24 protein-coding genes are annotated in these 15,920 nt (G+C 51.9%); 6 read left to right on the top strand and 18 right to left on the bottom strand.

Annotated elements, in window-relative coordinates:
* The first annotated feature begins 417 nt into the window (after positions 1-417).
* Positions 418-972, top strand: coding sequence for a gamma carbonic anhydrase family protein (locus tag PGS10_RS11070; RefSeq protein ID WP_047078585.1), 555 nt, complete (start codon positions 418-420; stop codon positions 970-972).
* Here PGS10_RS11070 and PGS10_RS11065 read toward each other — a convergent pair.
* Genes PGS10_RS11065 through dprA form a run of 6 tightly spaced genes read right to left on the bottom strand, consistent with a single transcriptional unit; the run spans position 948 to position 4,739 of the window.
* Positions 948-1,205, bottom strand: coding sequence for a DUF1488 domain-containing protein (locus PGS10_RS11065; RefSeq protein WP_047078584.1), 258 nt, complete (start codon positions 1,203-1,205; stop codon positions 948-950). The genes PGS10_RS11070 and PGS10_RS11065 overlap by 25 nt on opposite strands.
* Positions 1,202-2,020, bottom strand: a complete 819-nt coding sequence (aroE, locus tag PGS10_RS11060; protein WP_047047081.1) for a shikimate dehydrogenase — start codon at positions 2,018-2,020, stop codon at positions 1,202-1,204. The genes PGS10_RS11065 and aroE overlap by 4 nt, the downstream gene beginning before the upstream one ends.
* A gap of 3 nt (positions 2,021-2,023) precedes the next feature.
* Positions 2,024-2,596, bottom strand: a complete 573-nt coding sequence (tsaC, locus tag PGS10_RS11055; RefSeq protein WP_316422863.1) for an L-threonylcarbamoyladenylate synthase type 1 TsaC — start codon at positions 2,594-2,596, stop codon at positions 2,024-2,026.
* Positions 2,589-3,143: a DNA topoisomerase family protein gene (locus PGS10_RS11050; protein ID WP_015369441.1), complete on the bottom strand. Its 555-nt coding sequence runs from the start codon at positions 3,141-3,143 to the stop codon at positions 2,589-2,591. The genes tsaC and PGS10_RS11050 overlap by 8 nt, the downstream gene beginning before the upstream one ends.
* A gap of 26 nt (positions 3,144-3,169) precedes the next feature.
* Positions 3,170-3,643 (bottom strand): DUF494 family protein Smg, encoded by a 474-nt coding sequence (smg, locus tag PGS10_RS11045; protein ID WP_015369440.1) that lies wholly within the window; start codon positions 3,641-3,643, stop codon positions 3,170-3,172.
* Positions 3,615-4,739, bottom strand: a complete 1,125-nt coding sequence (gene dprA / locus PGS10_RS11040; RefSeq protein WP_316422861.1) for a DNA-protecting protein DprA — start codon at positions 4,737-4,739, stop codon at positions 3,615-3,617. The genes smg and dprA overlap by 29 nt, the downstream gene beginning before the upstream one ends.
* Positions 4,740-4,867: 128 nt before the next feature.
* On the opposite strand from dprA, the gene def reads away from it, so the two are divergent.
* From def to mscL, 5 genes are all read left to right on the top strand, one after another.
* Complete coding sequence (gene def / locus PGS10_RS11035) at positions 4,868-5,377, top strand: peptide deformylase (protein ID WP_045397945.1); 510 nt, start codon at positions 4,868-4,870, stop codon at positions 5,375-5,377.
* Between the two features lie 14 nt (positions 5,378-5,391).
* Positions 5,392-6,339, top strand: coding sequence for a methionyl-tRNA formyltransferase (fmt, locus tag PGS10_RS11030; protein WP_047047075.1), 948 nt, complete (start codon positions 5,392-5,394; stop codon positions 6,337-6,339).
* Positions 6,340-6,391: 52 nt separating this feature from the next.
* Positions 6,392-7,687, top strand: a complete 1,296-nt coding sequence (gene rsmB, locus PGS10_RS11025; RefSeq protein ID WP_047047073.1) for a 16S rRNA (cytosine(967)-C(5))-methyltransferase RsmB — start codon at positions 6,392-6,394, stop codon at positions 7,685-7,687.
* Positions 7,688-7,700: 13 nt separating this feature from the next.
* The gene (trkA, locus tag PGS10_RS11020; RefSeq protein WP_015369435.1) at positions 7,701-9,077 is read left to right on the top strand and encodes a Trk system potassium transporter TrkA; all 1,377 of its coding nucleotides are present in this window, start codon (positions 7,701-7,703) and stop codon (positions 9,075-9,077) included.
* Between the two features lie 142 nt (positions 9,078-9,219).
* Positions 9,220-9,630, top strand: coding sequence for a large-conductance mechanosensitive channel protein MscL (gene mscL / locus PGS10_RS11015; RefSeq protein ID WP_015369434.1), 411 nt, complete (start codon positions 9,220-9,222; stop codon positions 9,628-9,630).
* On the opposite strand, the gene PGS10_RS11010 is transcribed toward mscL, so the two are convergent.
* From PGS10_RS11010 to rpmD, 12 genes are all read right to left on the bottom strand, one after another.
* Positions 9,631-9,846: an alternative ribosome-rescue factor A gene (locus tag PGS10_RS11010; protein ID WP_045397936.1), complete on the bottom strand. Its 216-nt coding sequence runs from the start codon at positions 9,844-9,846 to the stop codon at positions 9,631-9,633.
* 57 nt (positions 9,847-9,903) lie between these two features.
* Positions 9,904-10,329 carry a Zn(2+)-responsive transcriptional regulator gene (zntR, locus tag PGS10_RS11005; protein ID WP_015369432.1) on the bottom strand — a complete coding sequence of 142 codons (426 nt, stop codon included), beginning with the start codon at positions 10,327-10,329 and terminating at the stop codon, positions 9,904-9,906.
* Between the two features lie 2 nt (positions 10,330-10,331).
* Complete coding sequence (locus PGS10_RS11000) at positions 10,332-10,700, bottom strand: DUF1992 domain-containing protein (protein ID WP_047078581.1); 369 nt, start codon at positions 10,698-10,700, stop codon at positions 10,332-10,334.
* Positions 10,701-10,808: 108 nt separating this feature from the next.
* A complete protein-coding gene (gene rplQ / locus PGS10_RS10995; RefSeq protein ID WP_004868344.1) occupies positions 10,809-11,195 on the bottom strand; it encodes a 50S ribosomal protein L17 in 387 nt (128 codons plus the stop codon).
* A 40-nt stretch (positions 11,196-11,235) separates the two neighbouring features.
* The gene (locus PGS10_RS10990; protein ID WP_002438685.1) at positions 11,236-12,225 is read right to left on the bottom strand and encodes a DNA-directed RNA polymerase subunit alpha; all 990 of its coding nucleotides are present in this window, start codon (positions 12,223-12,225) and stop codon (positions 11,236-11,238) included.
* Between the two features lie 25 nt (positions 12,226-12,250).
* On the bottom strand, positions 12,251-12,871 hold the full coding sequence (gene rpsD / locus PGS10_RS10985) for a 30S ribosomal protein S4 (RefSeq protein ID WP_002919224.1): 621 nt from the start codon (positions 12,869-12,871) through the stop codon (positions 12,251-12,253).
* A 32-nt stretch (positions 12,872-12,903) separates the two neighbouring features.
* A complete protein-coding gene (gene rpsK / locus PGS10_RS10980) occupies positions 12,904-13,293 on the bottom strand; it encodes a 30S ribosomal protein S11 (RefSeq protein WP_004388621.1) in 390 nt (129 codons plus the stop codon).
* 16 nt (positions 13,294-13,309) lie between these two features.
* Positions 13,310-13,666, bottom strand: a complete 357-nt coding sequence (gene rpsM / locus PGS10_RS10975) for a 30S ribosomal protein S13 (RefSeq protein ID WP_015369429.1) — start codon at positions 13,664-13,666, stop codon at positions 13,310-13,312.
* Positions 13,667-13,812: 146 nt separating this feature from the next.
* A complete protein-coding gene (gene rpmJ / locus PGS10_RS10970) occupies positions 13,813-13,929 on the bottom strand; it encodes a 50S ribosomal protein L36 (protein ID WP_000868187.1) in 117 nt (38 codons plus the stop codon).
* 31 nt (positions 13,930-13,960) lie between these two features.
* Positions 13,961-15,292 (bottom strand): preprotein translocase subunit SecY, encoded by a 1,332-nt coding sequence (gene secY / locus PGS10_RS10965; protein WP_015703640.1) that lies wholly within the window; start codon positions 15,290-15,292, stop codon positions 13,961-13,963.
* Between the two features lie 7 nt (positions 15,293-15,299).
* A complete protein-coding gene (gene rplO, locus PGS10_RS10960) occupies positions 15,300-15,734 on the bottom strand; it encodes a 50S ribosomal protein L15 (protein ID WP_015369426.1) in 435 nt (144 codons plus the stop codon).
* 3 nt (positions 15,735-15,737) lie between these two features.
* Entirely contained in the window at positions 15,738-15,917 is a 180-nt protein-coding gene (gene rpmD / locus PGS10_RS10955) for a 50S ribosomal protein L30 (RefSeq protein ID WP_001140434.1), read from the bottom strand.
* Positions 15,918-15,920 lie beyond the last annotated feature (3 nt).

The raw sequence follows: 15,920 nt of genomic DNA, 5'->3' as shown, positions 1-15,920 counted from the left end.
GACTTGGTATTCATTTTTCGTCCGAGGACGTTAAGAATCCATGTCACTTTGAGTGCCCACACAGATTGTCTGATAAATTGTTAAAGAGCAGTTGCGACGCGCTTTAGCGCTCTGTCGCGAGGTGGCGTATATTACGCTTTCCTCTTTCAGAGTCAACCCTGAATTTCAGAATTTTTCTCTTCAACCGAACCGGCTGTTTGTGTGAAGTGATTCACATCTGCCGTGTCAGTGGGTGCGCATTATAGGGATCCCATTTTTTTGCACAAGCCTTTTTTCGATCTTTTTTTCTGAATGATGGTTTTTCGCGCTTTTCGCGCTGTTATTGCTCAAATAGCTCAATTTTTATCAGAAAAAGGGGTTGCGGGAGCGCCTGAAAGCTACCAAAGTCTGCTTATCTACCCTGATGTTGAGGCAGCCATGTCCAGTAATATACGTCCTTATAAAGAATTATTTCCCCAAATCGGTCTGCGGGTGATGGTGGATCCCAGCAGCGTTGTGATAGGCGACGTCAGAATTGCCGATGATGTAAGCATTTGGCCACTGGTCGCCATCCGCGGCGACGTGAACTATGTGTCAATCGGCGCACGTTCGAATATTCAGGACGGCAGCGTCCTGCATGTCACCCACAAGTCTTCTTATAACCCTGAAGGTAATCCGCTGCTCATCGGTGAGGATGTTACCGTCGGGCATAAGGTCATGCTGCACGGTTGCACTATCGGCAATCGCATTCTTGTCGGAATGGGGTCAATTCTGCTGGATGGCGTGGTAGTAGAGGATGACGTGATGATCGGCGCCGGCAGCCTGGTTCCGCAAAACAAGCGTCTGGAAAGCGGATACCTCTACTTTGGCAATCCGGTAAAACAAATCCGCCCCCTGACGGAGGCGGAATATGCAGGGCTGAAGTATTCAGCCAACAACTATGTGAAGTGGAAAGACGACTACCTGGATCAGGAAAACCAGACCCAACCCTGAGGGTCTTCTTGCCGATCGCGAATTAGCGCTTCCGCTTCATCTTCCAGATCCCAGCGATGTTCACTAAATAGAGCCAGCCACTGCGCTGGCTCATCGCCACCGAATCGTTGCTGCAGTGTCTTACTCCGAATAGCGCAGGTTAACTGCATACCATTGACCAGCGCCGGGAATAGGATGCATTGCCGTTCAGCGTCCCACTCTTCTCTATCGGGAAATTGGATCGCCTGGTTCACGCATTCAGTTCCTGATGTAAAACGGCAATTACCGGAGCAATTTCCGGTAGCGTACCGTGCCACAGCAGAACGGCATGTGCGGCCTGAGCCACCAGCATACCTAATCCATCCGCCAGTTTTTTAGCGCCATACTGCTGGCACCAATGCAGAAATGGCGTATTTCCTTTCTGATAAAACATGTCATAGCAGTAAACGTCGGCATGAATTAACGAGGAAGGTATTGCCGGGATATCGCCACTTATACCGCTGGACGTCGCGTTAATAATGAGGTCAAACTGGTGGCCTTCCAGTTTATCCAGCGGTAACGCGCTAACGCTGCCGGTATGAGCAAAAAGCGTTGCCAGCTCATGAGCGCGGGAAAAAGTACGGTTAACAATAGTGACCGCGCAATCTAAAGAGAGCAGCGGTAACAATACACCACGCGATGCGCCGCCTGCGCCAATCAATAAAATCCTCATACCAGGTTTGATAAACCCCAGGCGCTCTAAATCGCTTAATAACCCTATGCCATCCGTATTGTCGCCAAGCAGACGGCCATCTTCCAGGCGCTTCAACGTATTGACTGCACCAGCCAGCGCGGCGCGTTCAGTGAGTTCATCGGCACGGGCAAAAGCTTCCTCTTTAAAGGGAACGGTCACGTTAGCGCCCTTACCGCCCGTGTTGAAAAAAGCGTCCAGGGTATTCACAAAATCATCTAATGGCGCCAGTACCCGACCGTAGGGGTGCGCAATATGTAACTGTTCGGCAAACAACTGATGAATGGAAGGCGACTTGCTATGCGCTATAGGGTTACCAAAAACGGCATAAGTTTCCATAAATTACCCCTGGCGGAACTGTTCACCCGTCAGGGCATCACGGATTTCAGATGGGTTTTGCCGCCCGCCCGTTGCGCCATCCACCACCGGGAAACTATCGCCAAACTGGGCACGTACTTCAGCAGTAGTCCGGCACGGCGGCTGACCGGTTAAGTTGGCGCTCGTTGAGACCAGCGGCTTTCCGTAGGCTTCACATAATTCAATTACCAGTGGATGATCGGTAACGCGCACGGCCAGCGAATCAAAGCGCCCCGTCAACCAGCGTGGAGTATCCGGACGCGCCGGGAACACGAACGTCACCGGGCCGGGCCAACAGGAAAAGATAGCTTCACGCTGGGCGTCGCTTAATCGGGAATCATCAATATACGGTTCCAACTGTTCAAAGCTGGCGGCGATAAGAATCAGTCCCTTTTCAACAGGGCGCTGTTTTAACGCCAGAAGACGCATCACGGCCGTTTCGCTATCCGGATCGCAACCAACGCCAAATACCGCTTCGGTTGGATAGGCGATAACATGTTCATTATTCAGTACCGCCACAGCCTGTGCGACGGTTTCTGAGGGCAGGTTTTTATTCACTTATTTGTTCCGCCGGGATCGGCTTTCCACATTGTTTACTGGCGCAAAAGCGTTTAACGCCCTGCGCCGTTTTCTTTTCTATTAATAGCGGGTAATGGCATTCAGGGCATTCGCCCGCCACCGGTTTAAAATTAATAACGAACTGGCAATCAGGGTAGCGATCGCAGGAGTGAAAGGTTTTACCGAAACGGGAGCGACGCTGCACCAGATGACCCTGTCCGCATTGCGGACACGCGATAGCGGTCTCATCAGGTTTATCAATCAGCTCGGTATGTTCGCATTCGGGATAACGACTGCAGCCGATGAACATACCAAAGCGCCCCTGGCGTAACACCATAACAGCGCCGCAAGATGGGCACTCTTGCCCCTCCAGTACCTTGACGATATGTCCATCCGCCTGACTTTTCAGGGGACGGACATAGTCACAGTCCGGATAGTGAGAACAGCCGAGAAACGGGCCATGTTTCCCGGAACGAATCACCAGTTCGGCCCCGCACTGCGGGCAGGGCTCGTTTTTACGCACCGAAAACAGTGCTGATTTGGTCATAACAACTCGATGTTGCTGCAATAAGATTAATGCAGCATACCTTCATTTACTTCGAAGAGTAATTCTTCCATTTGCTGATAGGCGTTTTCACAGCCCGGAATATTAAACAGAACCATCAGGATCACCCATTTCAGGTCTTCCAGTTCAAACTCTGCCGTATCCAGCGCCAGTACGCGCTCTATCACCATTTCTCGCGTTTCGAGGTTCAACACCTGGATCTGCTCGAGGAAGAGTAAAAATCCTCGACAGCTGGCATCCAGACGCTGGCACTCTTCATCGGTATATACCCGAAGAGAGAGCGGGTCGGAGGCGAGCTGCATGGGTTCAACGAGACCTTCCTGATAATCAGCCAGTTTCTCGAGCCACATTAACGCGTTATAGATGTCTTCCCGCTCAAAACCTGCATCGGTCAGATCCCGCGTCAGTTTGTCCTGATCCACGCGCATTTCTGCTTCGTTATGGATATAAGTCTCAAACAAATACATGAGTACGTCGAACATGGCTTGCCCTCCTTAATCGGACATAGCCGCCGGGTACAGCTGCGATCCAGCCTGCTAACTCCAGTTCAAGTAGCTGAGCTACGGTTACTGGCACAGATTGGCCGGCACGTTCAGCGACAACGTCAACAGGTGTTACCTCATCTCCTACGTTAGCCAGGAGCTCTGGAAATGGCAATGCTACAGGGGGCTGATCTGCGTAATTATTTAGCAAATCAGCGGTCTCTTCCCGCGCTGACAGCTCATATTGCCAATACTCAAGGATCTCTTCCGGTGCGGTAACGGGAACCGCTCCCTGCTTTATCAGCCAGTGCGGCCCTTCAGAGCCAGGATTGCCAATTGGCCCAGGCAGGGCAAATACATCTCTACCCTGTTCCAGCGCGCAGCGGACAGTTACCAGGGAACCGCTTTTCAAGGCGGCCTCTATCACCAGAACCCCAGCGCTTAACCCGCTGATAATCCGGTTGCGGCGTGGGAAATTCCCCGGTAACGGTCGCGCAGAGAGAGGAAATTCGGAAAGTAGCGCGCCGCCGCTTTCCTCGATCTGCTTTGCTAAAGCCCGATGCCGGTGCGGATAGATATCAGATAAACCATTGCCTAATACGGCGATGGTTTTTCCCTTTACCGCCAACGCCCCGCGATGGGCAATGCCGTCAATCCCCAACGCCAGACCGCTAGTAATGGTCAAGCCATACCGCGCTAGCGCTTCACTGAATGCCTTTCCCCACCGCGCGCCGTACCACGAGTGCGCGCGGCTCCCAATGATCGCCAACTGTCGGCTACACAAGAGATCAACATTACCGCTCACCAGCAGCGCGCCGGGATAATCGTCGATAGCGCGTAGCTGCGGCGGGTAACGTGCATGATCCGCTGAAAGCAAATGATGTTCTGGTTGCTCTAACCATTGCAGTGAGGCGTCAATCTCCTGTTGCTTAGAGGCAAGAAACTGCATTGCCTGCGCTTTAGTTAAACCGGCCTCATGCAACGTTTCATTATCCGCATGACCTGCGCCAGCCAGCCATCGCGCAACAAATACCATTTTATCGCCGTACAGGTTATTCACCCGCATCAGACGCAACCAAATCTCCGTGGGCGTCATCCGTTCCCCCTGCCATTAGCGGCTCAGCCAATCCTTGTGATTGGTTAGCGAGACTGTCAATTAGAGGGGGTTTTGTCTAGAATAGAGGTAATAATCTTATCAACTACTGAATACGACTCTGGATCTTTATGGCAGTTTTGCAAGTGTTACATATTCCGGACGAGCGCCTTCGCAAAGTCGCCGAGCCGGTCAAAGAAGTGAATGCAGAAATTCAGCGTATCGTCGATGATATGTTCGACACGATGTACGCTGAAGAAGGTATTGGTCTGGCCGCCACGCAGGTGGATATCCATCAGCGTATTATCGTTATTGATGTCTCGGAAAACCGTGAAGAGCGCCTGGTGCTCATCAACCCAGAGCTACTCGAAAAGGACGGCGAAACCGGCATTGAAGAAGGTTGCCTGTCGATTCCGGAACAACGTGCGCTGGTTCCACGTGCCGAAACCGTAAAAATCCGCGCGTTGGACCGTGAAGGCAACGCTTTCGAGCTGGAAGCTGATGGCTTGTTGGCTATCTGTATCCAGCATGAAATGGATCACCTGGTCGGTAAGCTGTTCATTGACTATCTGTCGCCGCTCAAACAGCAGCGCATTCGCCAGAAAGTTGAGAAACTGGATCGTTTACGCGCCCGTGCCTGATAACAAGGATTAACGTGTCACAAACACTACGTATCATTTTCGCCGGAACCCCCGACTTTGCAGCGCGTCACCTTGACGCGCTGTTGTCGTCTGAACATCAGGTGGTTGGCGTATTTACTCAGCCCGACCGCCCTGCTGGTCGCGGCAAAAAATTGATGCCGAGCCCGGTAAAAGTGCTGGCTGAAGCCAACAATCTACCGGTCTTCCAGCCATCCTCCCTACGTCCGCAGGAAAATCAGCAACTGATTGCCGATCTTAACGCCGATGTTATGGTCGTCGTGGCTTATGGACTGATCCTGCCGAAAGCGGTTCTTGAAATGCCGCGTTTGGGCTGCATTAACGTTCACGGCTCCCTGCTTCCTCGCTGGCGCGGCGCAGCGCCGATTCAGCGTTCGCTATGGGCTGGCGATGCCGAAACCGGTGTCACCATCATGCAGATGGACGTCGGTCTTGATACCGGCGACATGCTGTATAAGCTCTCCTGCCCGATTACCGCGGAAGATACCAGCGGTAGCCTGTACGATAAGCTGGCCGACCTTGGCCCAGAGGGTCTACTGGCGACCTTAGCGCAGCTGGCCGATGGTAGCGCAGAGCCTGAAGTTCAGGACGAATCGCTAGTCAGTTACGCCGAGAAGCTGAGTAAGGAAGAGGCCCGTATTGATTGGTCGCTTTCCGCAGAACAGCTCGAACGCTGTATCCGCGCATTTAATCCCTGGCCAATGAGCTGGCTGGAAATCGATGAGCAACCAGTGAAGGTGTGGCATGCATCCGTTATTGCAGAATCCGCCAACGCAGAGCCAGGCACTATCGTTGCAGCAACCAAGCAAGGGATCCAGGTTGCCACCGGCAACGGTATTCTGAATCTGGAATCACTGCAGCCGGCAGGGAAAAAAGCGATGAGTGCCCAGGATTTACTGAACTCTCGCCGGGAATGGTTTATCCCCGGAAACCGCCTTGCCTGACGCACTTCTCTTCTAAAGCCCGGGTTCGCCGGGCATTTTTATTTTTGCGCTTATGAAAAAGAATAGTAATTTACGCAGCCTGGCAGCCCAGGCTATTGAGCAGGTCGTAGAGAAAGGCCAGTCTTTAAGCAATGTTCTGCCGCCGCTTCAGCAAAAAGTGAGCGAAAAAGACAAAGCGCTGCTGCAGGAGCTGTGCTTCGGCGTCTTGCGTACCTTAAGCCAACTCGAGTGGCTGATTGGTAAACTAATGGCGCGTCCGATGACCGGCAAACAGCGTACCGTACATTTCCTGATCATGGTCGGCCTGTATCAGCTACTTTATACGCGAATTCCCCCGCACGCCGCGCTGGCGGAAACGGTGGAAGGCGCGGTGGCAATTAAGCGTCCGCAGCTTAAAGGGCTTATCAATGGCGTATTACGCCAGTTTCAGCGCCAACAGGAAGAGCTGCTGGCCGAATTCGCCCAGCATGAGAACCGGTATCTCCATCCTAAATGGCTGCTTAAACGTCTGCAGCAGGCCTGGCCGGAACAATGGCAGGATATTGTGTCAGCTAATAATTTACGCCCGCCAATGTGGCTGCGTGTGAATCGCAGTCATCATTCGCGAGATGAATGGCTCTCTCTGCTGGAAGACGCGGGTTTACAGGGTTTCGCTCACCCGGACTATCCGGATGCCGTCCGTCTTGCCTCCCCGGCCCCGGTCCATGCGTTACCGGGATTTGAAGAAGGCTGGGTCACCGTTCAGGACGCCTCAGCTCAGGGCTGCATGCGCTACTTGCAACCGGAAAACGGCGAGCGCATTCTCGATCTCTGTGCGGCGCCGGGCGGCAAGACGACGCATATTCTGGAAGTCGCGCCGCAGGCAAATCTAATGGCGGTCGACATCGACCAGCAGCGTCTGTCTCGTGTCTATGACAACCTGAAACGTCTGGGTATGAAAGCGGAAGTGAAACAGGGCGATGGCCGCTATCCTGAACAGTGGTGCGGCGATGAGCAGTTCGACCGTATTTTGCTTGATGCGCCATGTTCGGCCACCGGCGTTATCCGTCGCCATCCGGATATTAAATGGCTGCGCCGGGATCGCGATATCGCCGAGCTGGCGCAATTACAGGCAGAAATTCTCGATGCCACCTGGGCTCATCTGAAACCGGGCGGTACGCTGGTCTATGCGACATGCTCTATTTTGCCGGAAGAGAATAGCCAACAGATCGCCGCCTTCCTGGCCCGTACCAGAGATGCCGAACTCCATGAGACAGGGACGCCGGAAAACCCGGGTCAGCAAAATCTGCCAGGGGCGGAAGAAGGCGATGGCTTCTTTTACGCTAAGCTAATCAAAAAGCGGAATTAATGGGTCACTGCTGATGAAGATTATTATTCTTGGCGCCGGACAGGTAGGCGGCACGCTGGCGGAAAATCTCGTCGGCGAAAACAACGATATTACCCTGGTCGATACCAATGGCGACCGTTTGCGCGGTCTGCAGGATAAGTTCGATCTCCGCGTCGTTCAGGGCCACGGTTCTCATCCGCGCGTGCTGCGTGAAGCTGGCGCCGATGATGCCGATATGCTGGTCGCCGTGACCAGCTCAGATGAGACCAACATGGTGGCCTGTCAGGTCGCCTATTCGCTGTTTAATACGCCGAATCGTATCGCCCGAATTCGTTCACCGGATTACGTTCGCGATGCCGATAAACTTTTTCATTCAGAAGCGGTACCAATTGACCATCTGATTGCTCCGGAGCAATTAGTCATCGATAACATCTACCGTCTGATTGAATATCCGGGCGCGCTTCAGGTAGTGAACTTCGCTGAAGGGAAAGTGAGCCTGGCCGTTGTGAAGGCTTATTACGGTGGACCACTGGTCGGTAATGCACTATCAACGATGCGTGAACATATGCCGCACATCGACACGCGCGTTGCGGCAATTTTCCGCCACGACCGACCAATTCGCCCACAGGGATCAACCATCGTTGAAGCTGGCGACGAAGTCTTCTTTATCGCCGCATCGCAACATATTCGCGCAGTAATGAGCGAACTCCAACGTCTGGAGAAACCCTACAAGCGCATTATGCTGGTCGGCGGCGGCAACATCGGCGCGGGTCTCGCGCACCGCCTGGAGAAAGACTACAGCGTGAAGTTGATCGAGCGCGATCAACAGCGTGCCGCTGAGCTTGCCGAAAAGCTGCAGAATACGATCGTCTTTTATGGCGATGCGTCGGATCAAGAGTTACTGGCGGAAGAGCATATCGATCAAGTCGATCTCTTTATTGCCGTCACCAATGATGACGAAGCCAATATCATGTCGGCAATGCTGGCCAAGCGGATGGGCGCGAAGAAGGTCATGGTGCTGATCCAGCGTCGCGCTTATGTCGATCTGGTTCAGGGAAGCGTGATTGATATTGCTATATCGCCGCAGCAAGCCACTATTTCTGCACTGCTGAGCCACGTACGTAAAGCTGATATTGTCGGTGTTTCGTCGCTACGCCGCGGCGTTGCCGAAGCGATTGAGGCCGTCGCGCATGGCGATGAAAGCACCTCTCGGGTAGTTGGCCGTTCAATTGATGAAATTAAACTGCCGCCGGGAACGATTATTGGCGCGGTAGTGCGCGGTAATGACGTAATGATCGCCAATAATAATTTACGTATTGAGCAAGGCGACCACGTAATTATGTTCCTGACCGACAAGAAATTTATCTCCGACGTTGAGAGACTATTCCAGCCGAGCCCGTTCTTCCTGTAATTACAATGGGCGTCGCTCAGACGCCTTTTTATTATCCCTTATTTATCAATGGATAATATTTTCCGGCAATTATTCAACAGCAATGGAAAATGGAAATACATTTGATAAACTTATCAATGTCAGCTGGCTCAAGGAGAGTAAAATGGGTATGTTAAAAGAATTCCGCGAATTCGCAATGCGCGGGAATGTTGTCGATTTGGCAGTGGGTGTCATCATTGGTGCAGCATTCGGTAAAATTGTATCGTCTTTAGTGGCCGATATTATTATGCCTCCGCTGGGTTTGCTCATTGGCGGGATCGACTTTAAACAGTTCGCCGTTACGCTACGCGATGCGCAGGGAGATGTCCCGGCCGTTGTCATGCATTATGGCGTGTTTATTCAGAACGTCTTCGATTTCATCATCGTCGCCTTCGCGATTTTCATGGCGATCAAACTGATGAATAAACTGAACCGTAAGAAAGAAGAAGCGCCTGCCGCTCCGGCGCCGAGCAAAGAAGAAGTACTTCTGAGTGAAATCCGCGATCTGTTAAAAGAACAAAATAACCGTTCTTAATCAGCACACAGAAAGCAGAAGGCCAGTGGTAAAAAAGCGATTCGCTTGCTTGCCGCTGGCCTCCCGGTCATTACGTCCTGCATGTTTTTCTTTACGTTGATAGCTTCCTTTCCCTTTCTTATTTTTCTCAACGCGCTGTCTGAATAATGGGTCATGCAGTAATGCCTCAATCGCATTATCTTTAATTTGCCCTTTGGTATGCTGATAGCGACTCATAGTAACTCCAGTGAATGTATGAATTCGGCGCGAGTGTAGATCCGCGCGCGGAAAAAATCAACGCCCGGCATGGCTACCGCTGGCGCCTTGCTCTAAAGCTTCAAGAATTGAGCAGTAAACGCTACTGTGCGCCGTGCCGCAGCAGGCATCATTCAGCCGCTGTAAAGAACGCCGCATCGTTTCCAGTTCTTTAATACGCGCTTCGACTTCACTTAGCCGGGCCTGGACGATCCCTTTAGACTCCTGGCAAGTATGATGTTCGGGATCGATACGGATCGATAACAGTTCGCGGATCGACTCTAGTGTAAAGCCTAATTGCCGGGCATAACGGATAAAACGCAGTCGCTGCAGATCGTTATCCGAATAGAGGCGAAAACCGCCTTCAGTGCGGATGTCGTGATCCATCATTTGCTGCTTTTCATAATAGCGGATGGTATCCGGGGTGACATCAGCCAGTTTGGCCAGCTCGCCAATACGATACATAGCTACTCCTCGTTCATTTTGTGCCACAGTCTATCGGCATAATCACCGCGTAGAAAATCGGTATTCATCCCTGCCTGACGTAATTTCAGCTCAAACAGAGTCAAGCGACGGTTTAACTCGGCATACCGCGGGTCGTCATGCTCAACGGTCTTGAGTAGGTCGCTCAACGCCATGGCATCTCTACGTAACTCGAGTTCAGGTGGTAAACAGCCGGCATTTTTTAATAAGCGGTAACCGGCGCGTAGTTCCGGCGGCACATGTGAATCATCATCCAGCGCCAGCGGTTCGCCGCTGCCCGTCAGATTATCAAACTCGCCTTTAGATTGTGCGTCGAGGATGTGGCGTTCTGCCCACTGGTCCAGTAACCACATTATACGGCTCCCAGGGATGAACAAAAAGAGTACAGATAGTGTAATGAAGTGGGGTGGCGGTAGATATAAAAAAACCCGCCGGGGCGGGTTTTTTTACGTTACTACAGATTACTCTGCAGCAGCTTCTGCTTTCAGCTCAGCACGATCAACCAGCTCGATGTATGCCATCGGCGCGTTGTCGCCTGCACGGAAGCCACACTTCAGAATGCGAGTGTAACCACCGGCGCGGCTCGCGAAACGCGGGCCCAGCTCGTTAAACAGTTTTGCCACGATCTCGTTATCACGAGTGCGGGCGAATGCCAGACGACGATTAGCAACGCTATCAGTCTTGGCAAGAGTAATCAGCGGCTCAACTACGCGACGCAGTTCTTTCGCTTTCGGCAGGGTCGTCTTGATGATCTCATGACGAACCAGCGAACCTGCCATGTTACGGAACATAGCCTGGCGATGGCTGCTGTTGCGGTTCAGTTGACGACCACTCTTACGATGGCGCATGACCTTATCCTTCTCAGTAAAACCTTAACCTGTGATCCGGTTACTCGTCAGCAATGCTTGCCGGCGGCCAGTTTTCCAGGCGCATGCCCAGAGACAGACCACGTGAAGCCAGCACGTCTTTAATCTCGGTAAGAGATTTTTTACCCAGGTTCGGCGTTTTCAGCAACTCAACCTCGGTACGCTGTACCAGATCACCGATATAGTGGATAGCTTCTGCCTTGAGGCAGTTAGCAGAGCGGACAGTCAATTCCAGATCGTCAACAGGGCGCAGCAGGATCGGATCGAACTCTGGTTTCTCTTCTTTCACTTCCGGCTGACGTACATCACGTAAGTCAACGAAAGCTTCCAGTTGTTCAGCCAGAATGGTTGCCGCACGACGAATCGCCTCTTCAGGATCGATTGTGCCGTTGGTTTCCATCTCGATGACCAGCTTGTCCAGGTCGGTACGCTGCTCAACACGCGCGGCTTCAACATTGTAGGCAATACGCTCTACAGGGCTGTAGCAGGCGTCGACCAGCAGACGGCCGATTGGGCGCTCATCTTCTTCCGAATGAATTCGGGCAGAAGCCGGCACATAACCGCGACCGCGCTGAACTTTGATGCGCATGCTAATAGATGCGTTCTCATCGGTCAGGTGGCAGATCACGTGCTGCGGCTTGACGATTTCGACATCACCGTCGTGGGTAATGTCGGCTGCAGTCACAGGGCCAATGCCAGATTTATTCAAAGTAAGGATGACTTCATCTTTACCCTGAACTCTCACCGCCAGCCCTTTCAGGTTGAGCAGGATTTCAAGGATGTCTTCCTGAACGCCTTCTTTGGTGCTGTACTCGTGCAGTACACCATCAATCTCAACCTCGGTCACCGCGCAACCCGGCATCGATGAGAGCAGAATACGGCGCAGTGCGTTACCCAGAGTATGGCCGAAGCCACGCTCTAAAGGCTCAAGGGTCACCTTGGCGTGCGTCGAACTCACTTGCTCGATATCGACCAGGCGCGGTTTTAGAAACTCTGTCACAGAACCCTGCATTGTGTCCTCTCTTTGGTACTAAGCTTTACTTGGAGTAAAGCTCGACGATCAGGTGTTCGTTAATGTCCGCAGACAGATCAGAACGCTCCGGCTGACGCTTGAACGTACCTTCCATCTTGCCAGCATCAACTTCCAGCCAGGTTGGCTTTTCACGCTGCTCAGCCAGCTCCAGAGCGGCTTTCACGCGAGATTGCTTTTTCGCTTTCTCACGGATGCTAACAACGTCATTCGCTTTTACCTGATAAGAAGCGATGTTAACAACACGACCGTTTACCATGATAGCCTTGTGGCTAACCAGCTGGCGTGCTTCAGCACGAGTGGCGCCGAAGCCCATACGGTATACAACGTTGTCCAGACGACCTTCCAGCAGAGCCAACAGGTTTTCACCGGTGTTGCCTTTCAGACGTGCTGCTTCTTTATAGTAGTTACGGAACTGACGCTCCAGCACACCGTACATACGGCGAACTTTTTGCTTTTCACGCAACTGCACACCATAGTCAGACAGACGCGGCTTACGCGCACCGTGCTGGCCAGGAGCTTGTTCAATTTTACACTTGGTATCGATCGCGCGAACGCCAGACTTAAGGAATAAGTCAGTGCCCTCACGACGGCTCAGCTTGAGCTTAGGACCCAAATATCTTGCCATTTTCTTTCTCCAACAATCCTAGAAACGAGGCGTTATACGCGACGTTTTTTCGGCGGACGACAACCGTTATGAGGGATCGGAGTCACATCAGTAATATTAGTGATGCGGAAACCAGCGGCGTTCAGTGCACGAATAGTAGATTCGCGACCTGGACCCGGACCTTTAACCATAACTTCCAGATTCTTGATGCCGTATTCTTTTACGGCTTCTGCGCAACGCTCTGCTGCAACCTGAGCTGCAAACGGAGTGGATTTGCGAGAACCACGGAAACCGGAACCACCGGCTGTTGCCCAACCCAGCGCGTTACCCTGACGATCAGTGATGGTAACGATGGTGTTGTTAAAAGAAGCATGGATATGAGCCACGCCATCAGAGACTTGTTTTCTTACACGCTTACGTGCACGAACTGGTGCCTTTGCCATTATTCAATCACCCCGATTATTTCTTGATCGGTTTACGCGGACCCTTACGGGTACGTGCGTTGGTCTTAGTACGCTGACCGCGAACCGGAAGACCACGACGATGGCGTAAACCACGGTAGCAACCAAGGTCCATCAGACGCTTGATGCTAAGGGTGATTTCACGGCGCAGATCACCTTCAACGACAAATTTACCTACTGCTTCACGCAGAGAATCAATCTGTTCTTCAGACAGCTCACTGATCTTAACATTTTCAGCGATACCCGTTTCAGCGCAGATGGCTTTAGAGCGGGTCTTGCCGATACCAAAAATTGCGGTTAAAGCAATTACGGTATGTTTCTGATCAGGAATGTTAATGCCTGCTATACGGGCCACTATGCACTCCTACTATTTAATATGTACGTACCATGCTGAAAAGCCCGTTTTCAGGATACTCAAATGGAAACGTACAGACATACAAAAGATTGGCTGGCTAATCTAGCCAGCTCAACCCAACTTTGCAAGAAAAATATGCGAATAAATCAGCCTTGGCGCTGTTTATGCTTTGGCTCGGCACTGCAAATCACACGGATGACACCATCACGCTTAACGATTTTGCAGTTACGGCATAATTTCTTGACGGAAGCACGAACTTTCATTTTTACTCTCCGTAACTTCTCGGGCGACCAGTTAGCGGCCGTAGCCTTTCAGGTTCGCCTTCTTCAATGCAGACTCATACTGACTAGACATCATCAGAGTTTGCACTTGAGCCATAAAGTCCATAATCACGACGACAACAATAAGCAGCGAGGTTCCACCGAAGTAGAACGGCACTTTCATTGCATCACGCATGAACTCCGGGATCAGGCAGATAAAAGTGATATACAACGCACCGACCAGAGTCAGGCGGGTCATTACTTTATCGATATACTTCGCCGTTTGTTCTCCCGGACGAATTCCTGGTACAAATGCACCGGACTTCTTCAGGTTATCTGCTGTTTCACGCGGGTTGAAAACCAACGCCGTGTAGAAGAAACAGAAGAAGATGATTGCAGACGCATAGAGTAACACATAAAGCGGTTGCCCAGGCTGCAAATACAGCGAAATTGTTGTCAGCCAGTTCCAACCAGTACCGCCCCCGAACCATGACGTGATGGTCGCCGGGAACAGAATAATACTGGAAGCGAAAATTGCCGGGATTACCCCCGCCATATTCACTTTCAGCGGTAAATGTGTGCTCTGTGCAGCATAGACACGACGACCCTGTTGACGCTTAGCGTAGTTTACCACAATGCGGCGTTGACCACGTTCAACGAATACAACGAAGAAGGTCACTGCAAATACTAATACTGCAACCAACAGCAACAGGAGGAAGTGCAGGTCGCCTTGACGCGCTTGCTCGATAGTATGGGCGATGGCCGGCGGGAGTCCCGCAACGATCCCGGCGAAGATCAGGATCGAGATACCGTTTCCGATACCGCGTTCGGTGATCTGTTCGCCGAGCCACATCAGGAACATAGTCCCTGTGACCAGACTAACAACAGCGGTGAAATAGAATGCAAAGCCCGGATTAATCACCAGGCCCTGCATACCAGGCATATTCGGCAGACCGGTAGCAATACCGATCGACTGGAATATAGCCAGCACCAGAGTACCGTAGCGGGTGTACTGGCTGATCTTACGACGACCAGACTCCCCTTCTTTCTTCAGTTCTGCCAGCGGTTGATAAACAACGGTCAGCAGCTGGACAATGATCGACGCCGAAATATACGGCATGATCCCCAGAGCAAAGATAGAAGCACGGCTGAGAGCACCACCAGAGAACATGTTAAACATTTCAATGATGGTGCCTCGCTGTTGCTCAAGCAGTTTGGCAAGTACAGTGGCATCAATACCAGGGATCGGAATAAAAGAGCCAATACGGAACACAATCAGCGCACCGATAACAAACAGAAGTCTGCGTTTCAGTTCGCCAATTCCACCTTTGGCACTTTGAAAATCTAATCCCGGTTGTTTAGCCATCTGCTACTTATTCCTCAATTTTACCGCCAGCAGCTTCGATAGCAGCACGAGCGCCTTTAGTCACGCGCAGGCCACGAACAGTTACCGGACGAGTTACCTCACCAGACAGGATCACTTTCGCGAACTCGATCTGGATACCGATAATGTTAGCCGCTTTCAGCGTGTTCAGGTCTACCACATCGCCTTCTACGTGAGCCAGATCAGACAGACGAACTTCTGCGGTGATCATTGCTTTACGAGAAGTGAAGCCGAATTTCGGCAGACGACGGTACAGTGGCATCTGACCACCCTCGAAACCGCGACGTACGCCACCGCCAGAACGAGAGTTCTGACCTTTGTGACCACGACCACCGGTTTTACCGAGGCCAGAACCGATACCACGACCCAGGCGTTTACCCGCCTTTTTGGAGCCTTCGGCCGGAGACAGAGTATTTAAACGCATCTCTTACTCCTCAACTTTAACCATGAAGGAAACCGCGTTGACCATACCACGAACAGCAGGAGTATCCTCGCGCTCTACGGTGTGACCAATACGACGCAGACCCAGGCCAAGCAGCGTTGCCTTGTGTTTCGGCAAACGACCGATTGCACTGCGGGTTTGAGTAATTTTAATAGTCTTTGCCATGGT

This window comes from Klebsiella sp. 141153, from assembly GCF_032601995.1.
Classification (GTDB): domain Bacteria; phylum Pseudomonadota; class Gammaproteobacteria; order Enterobacterales; family Enterobacteriaceae; genus Klebsiella; species Klebsiella aerogenes.
This window is presented reverse-complemented; position numbering and strand designations above follow the sequence as displayed.

Coding starts and splice junctions, on each gene's coding strand:
- PGS10_RS11070 (WP_047078585.1), top strand. CDS start 418: ATGTCCAGTAATATACGTCCTTATAAAGAATTATTTCCCCAAATCGGT.
- aroE (WP_047047081.1), bottom strand. CDS start 2,020: ATGGAAACTTATGCCGTTTTTGGTAACCCTATAGCGCATAGCAAGTCG.
- PGS10_RS11050 (WP_015369441.1), bottom strand. CDS start 3,143: ATGACCAAATCAGCACTGTTTTCGGTGCGTAAAAACGAGCCCTGCCCG.
- smg (WP_015369440.1), bottom strand. CDS start 3,643: ATGTTCGACGTACTCATGTATTTGTTTGAGACTTATATCCATAACGAA.
- dprA (WP_316422861.1), bottom strand. CDS start 4,739: ATGACGCCCACGGAGATTTGGTTGCGTCTGATGCGGGTGAATAACCTG.
- def (WP_045397945.1), top strand. CDS start 4,868: ATGGCAGTTTTGCAAGTGTTACATATTCCGGACGAGCGCCTTCGCAAA.
- rsmB (WP_047047073.1), top strand. CDS start 6,392: ATGAAAAAGAATAGTAATTTACGCAGCCTGGCAGCCCAGGCTATTGAG.
- trkA (WP_015369435.1), top strand. CDS start 7,701: ATGAAGATTATTATTCTTGGCGCCGGACAGGTAGGCGGCACGCTGGCG.
- mscL (WP_015369434.1), top strand. CDS start 9,220: ATGGGTATGTTAAAAGAATTCCGCGAATTCGCAATGCGCGGGAATGTT.
- PGS10_RS11010 (WP_045397936.1), bottom strand. CDS start 9,846: ATGAGTCGCTATCAGCATACCAAAGGGCAAATTAAAGATAATGCGATT.
- zntR (WP_015369432.1), bottom strand. CDS start 10,329: ATGTATCGTATTGGCGAGCTGGCCAAACTGGCTGATGTCACCCCGGAT.
- PGS10_RS11000 (WP_047078581.1), bottom strand. CDS start 10,700: ATGTGGTTACTGGACCAGTGGGCAGAACGCCACATCCTCGACGCACAA.
- rplQ (WP_004868344.1), bottom strand. CDS start 11,195: ATGCGCCATCGTAAGAGTGGTCGTCAACTGAACCGCAACAGCAGCCAT.
- PGS10_RS10990 (WP_002438685.1), bottom strand. CDS start 12,225: ATGCAGGGTTCTGTGACAGAGTTTCTAAAACCGCGCCTGGTCGATATC.
- rpsD (WP_002919224.1), bottom strand. CDS start 12,871: ATGGCAAGATATTTGGGTCCTAAGCTCAAGCTGAGCCGTCGTGAGGGC.
- rpsK (WP_004388621.1), bottom strand. CDS start 13,293: ATGGCAAAGGCACCAGTTCGTGCACGTAAGCGTGTAAGAAAACAAGTC.
- rpmJ (WP_000868187.1), bottom strand. CDS start 13,929: ATGAAAGTTCGTGCTTCCGTCAAGAAATTATGCCGTAACTGCAAAATC.
- secY (WP_015703640.1), bottom strand. CDS start 15,292: ATGGCTAAACAACCGGGATTAGATTTTCAAAGTGCCAAAGGTGGAATT.
- rplO (WP_015369426.1), bottom strand. CDS start 15,734: ATGCGTTTAAATACTCTGTCTCCGGCCGAAGGCTCCAAAAAGGCGGGT.
- rpmD (WP_001140434.1), bottom strand. CDS start 15,917: ATGGCAAAGACTATTAAAATTACTCAAACCCGCAGTGCAATCGGTCGT.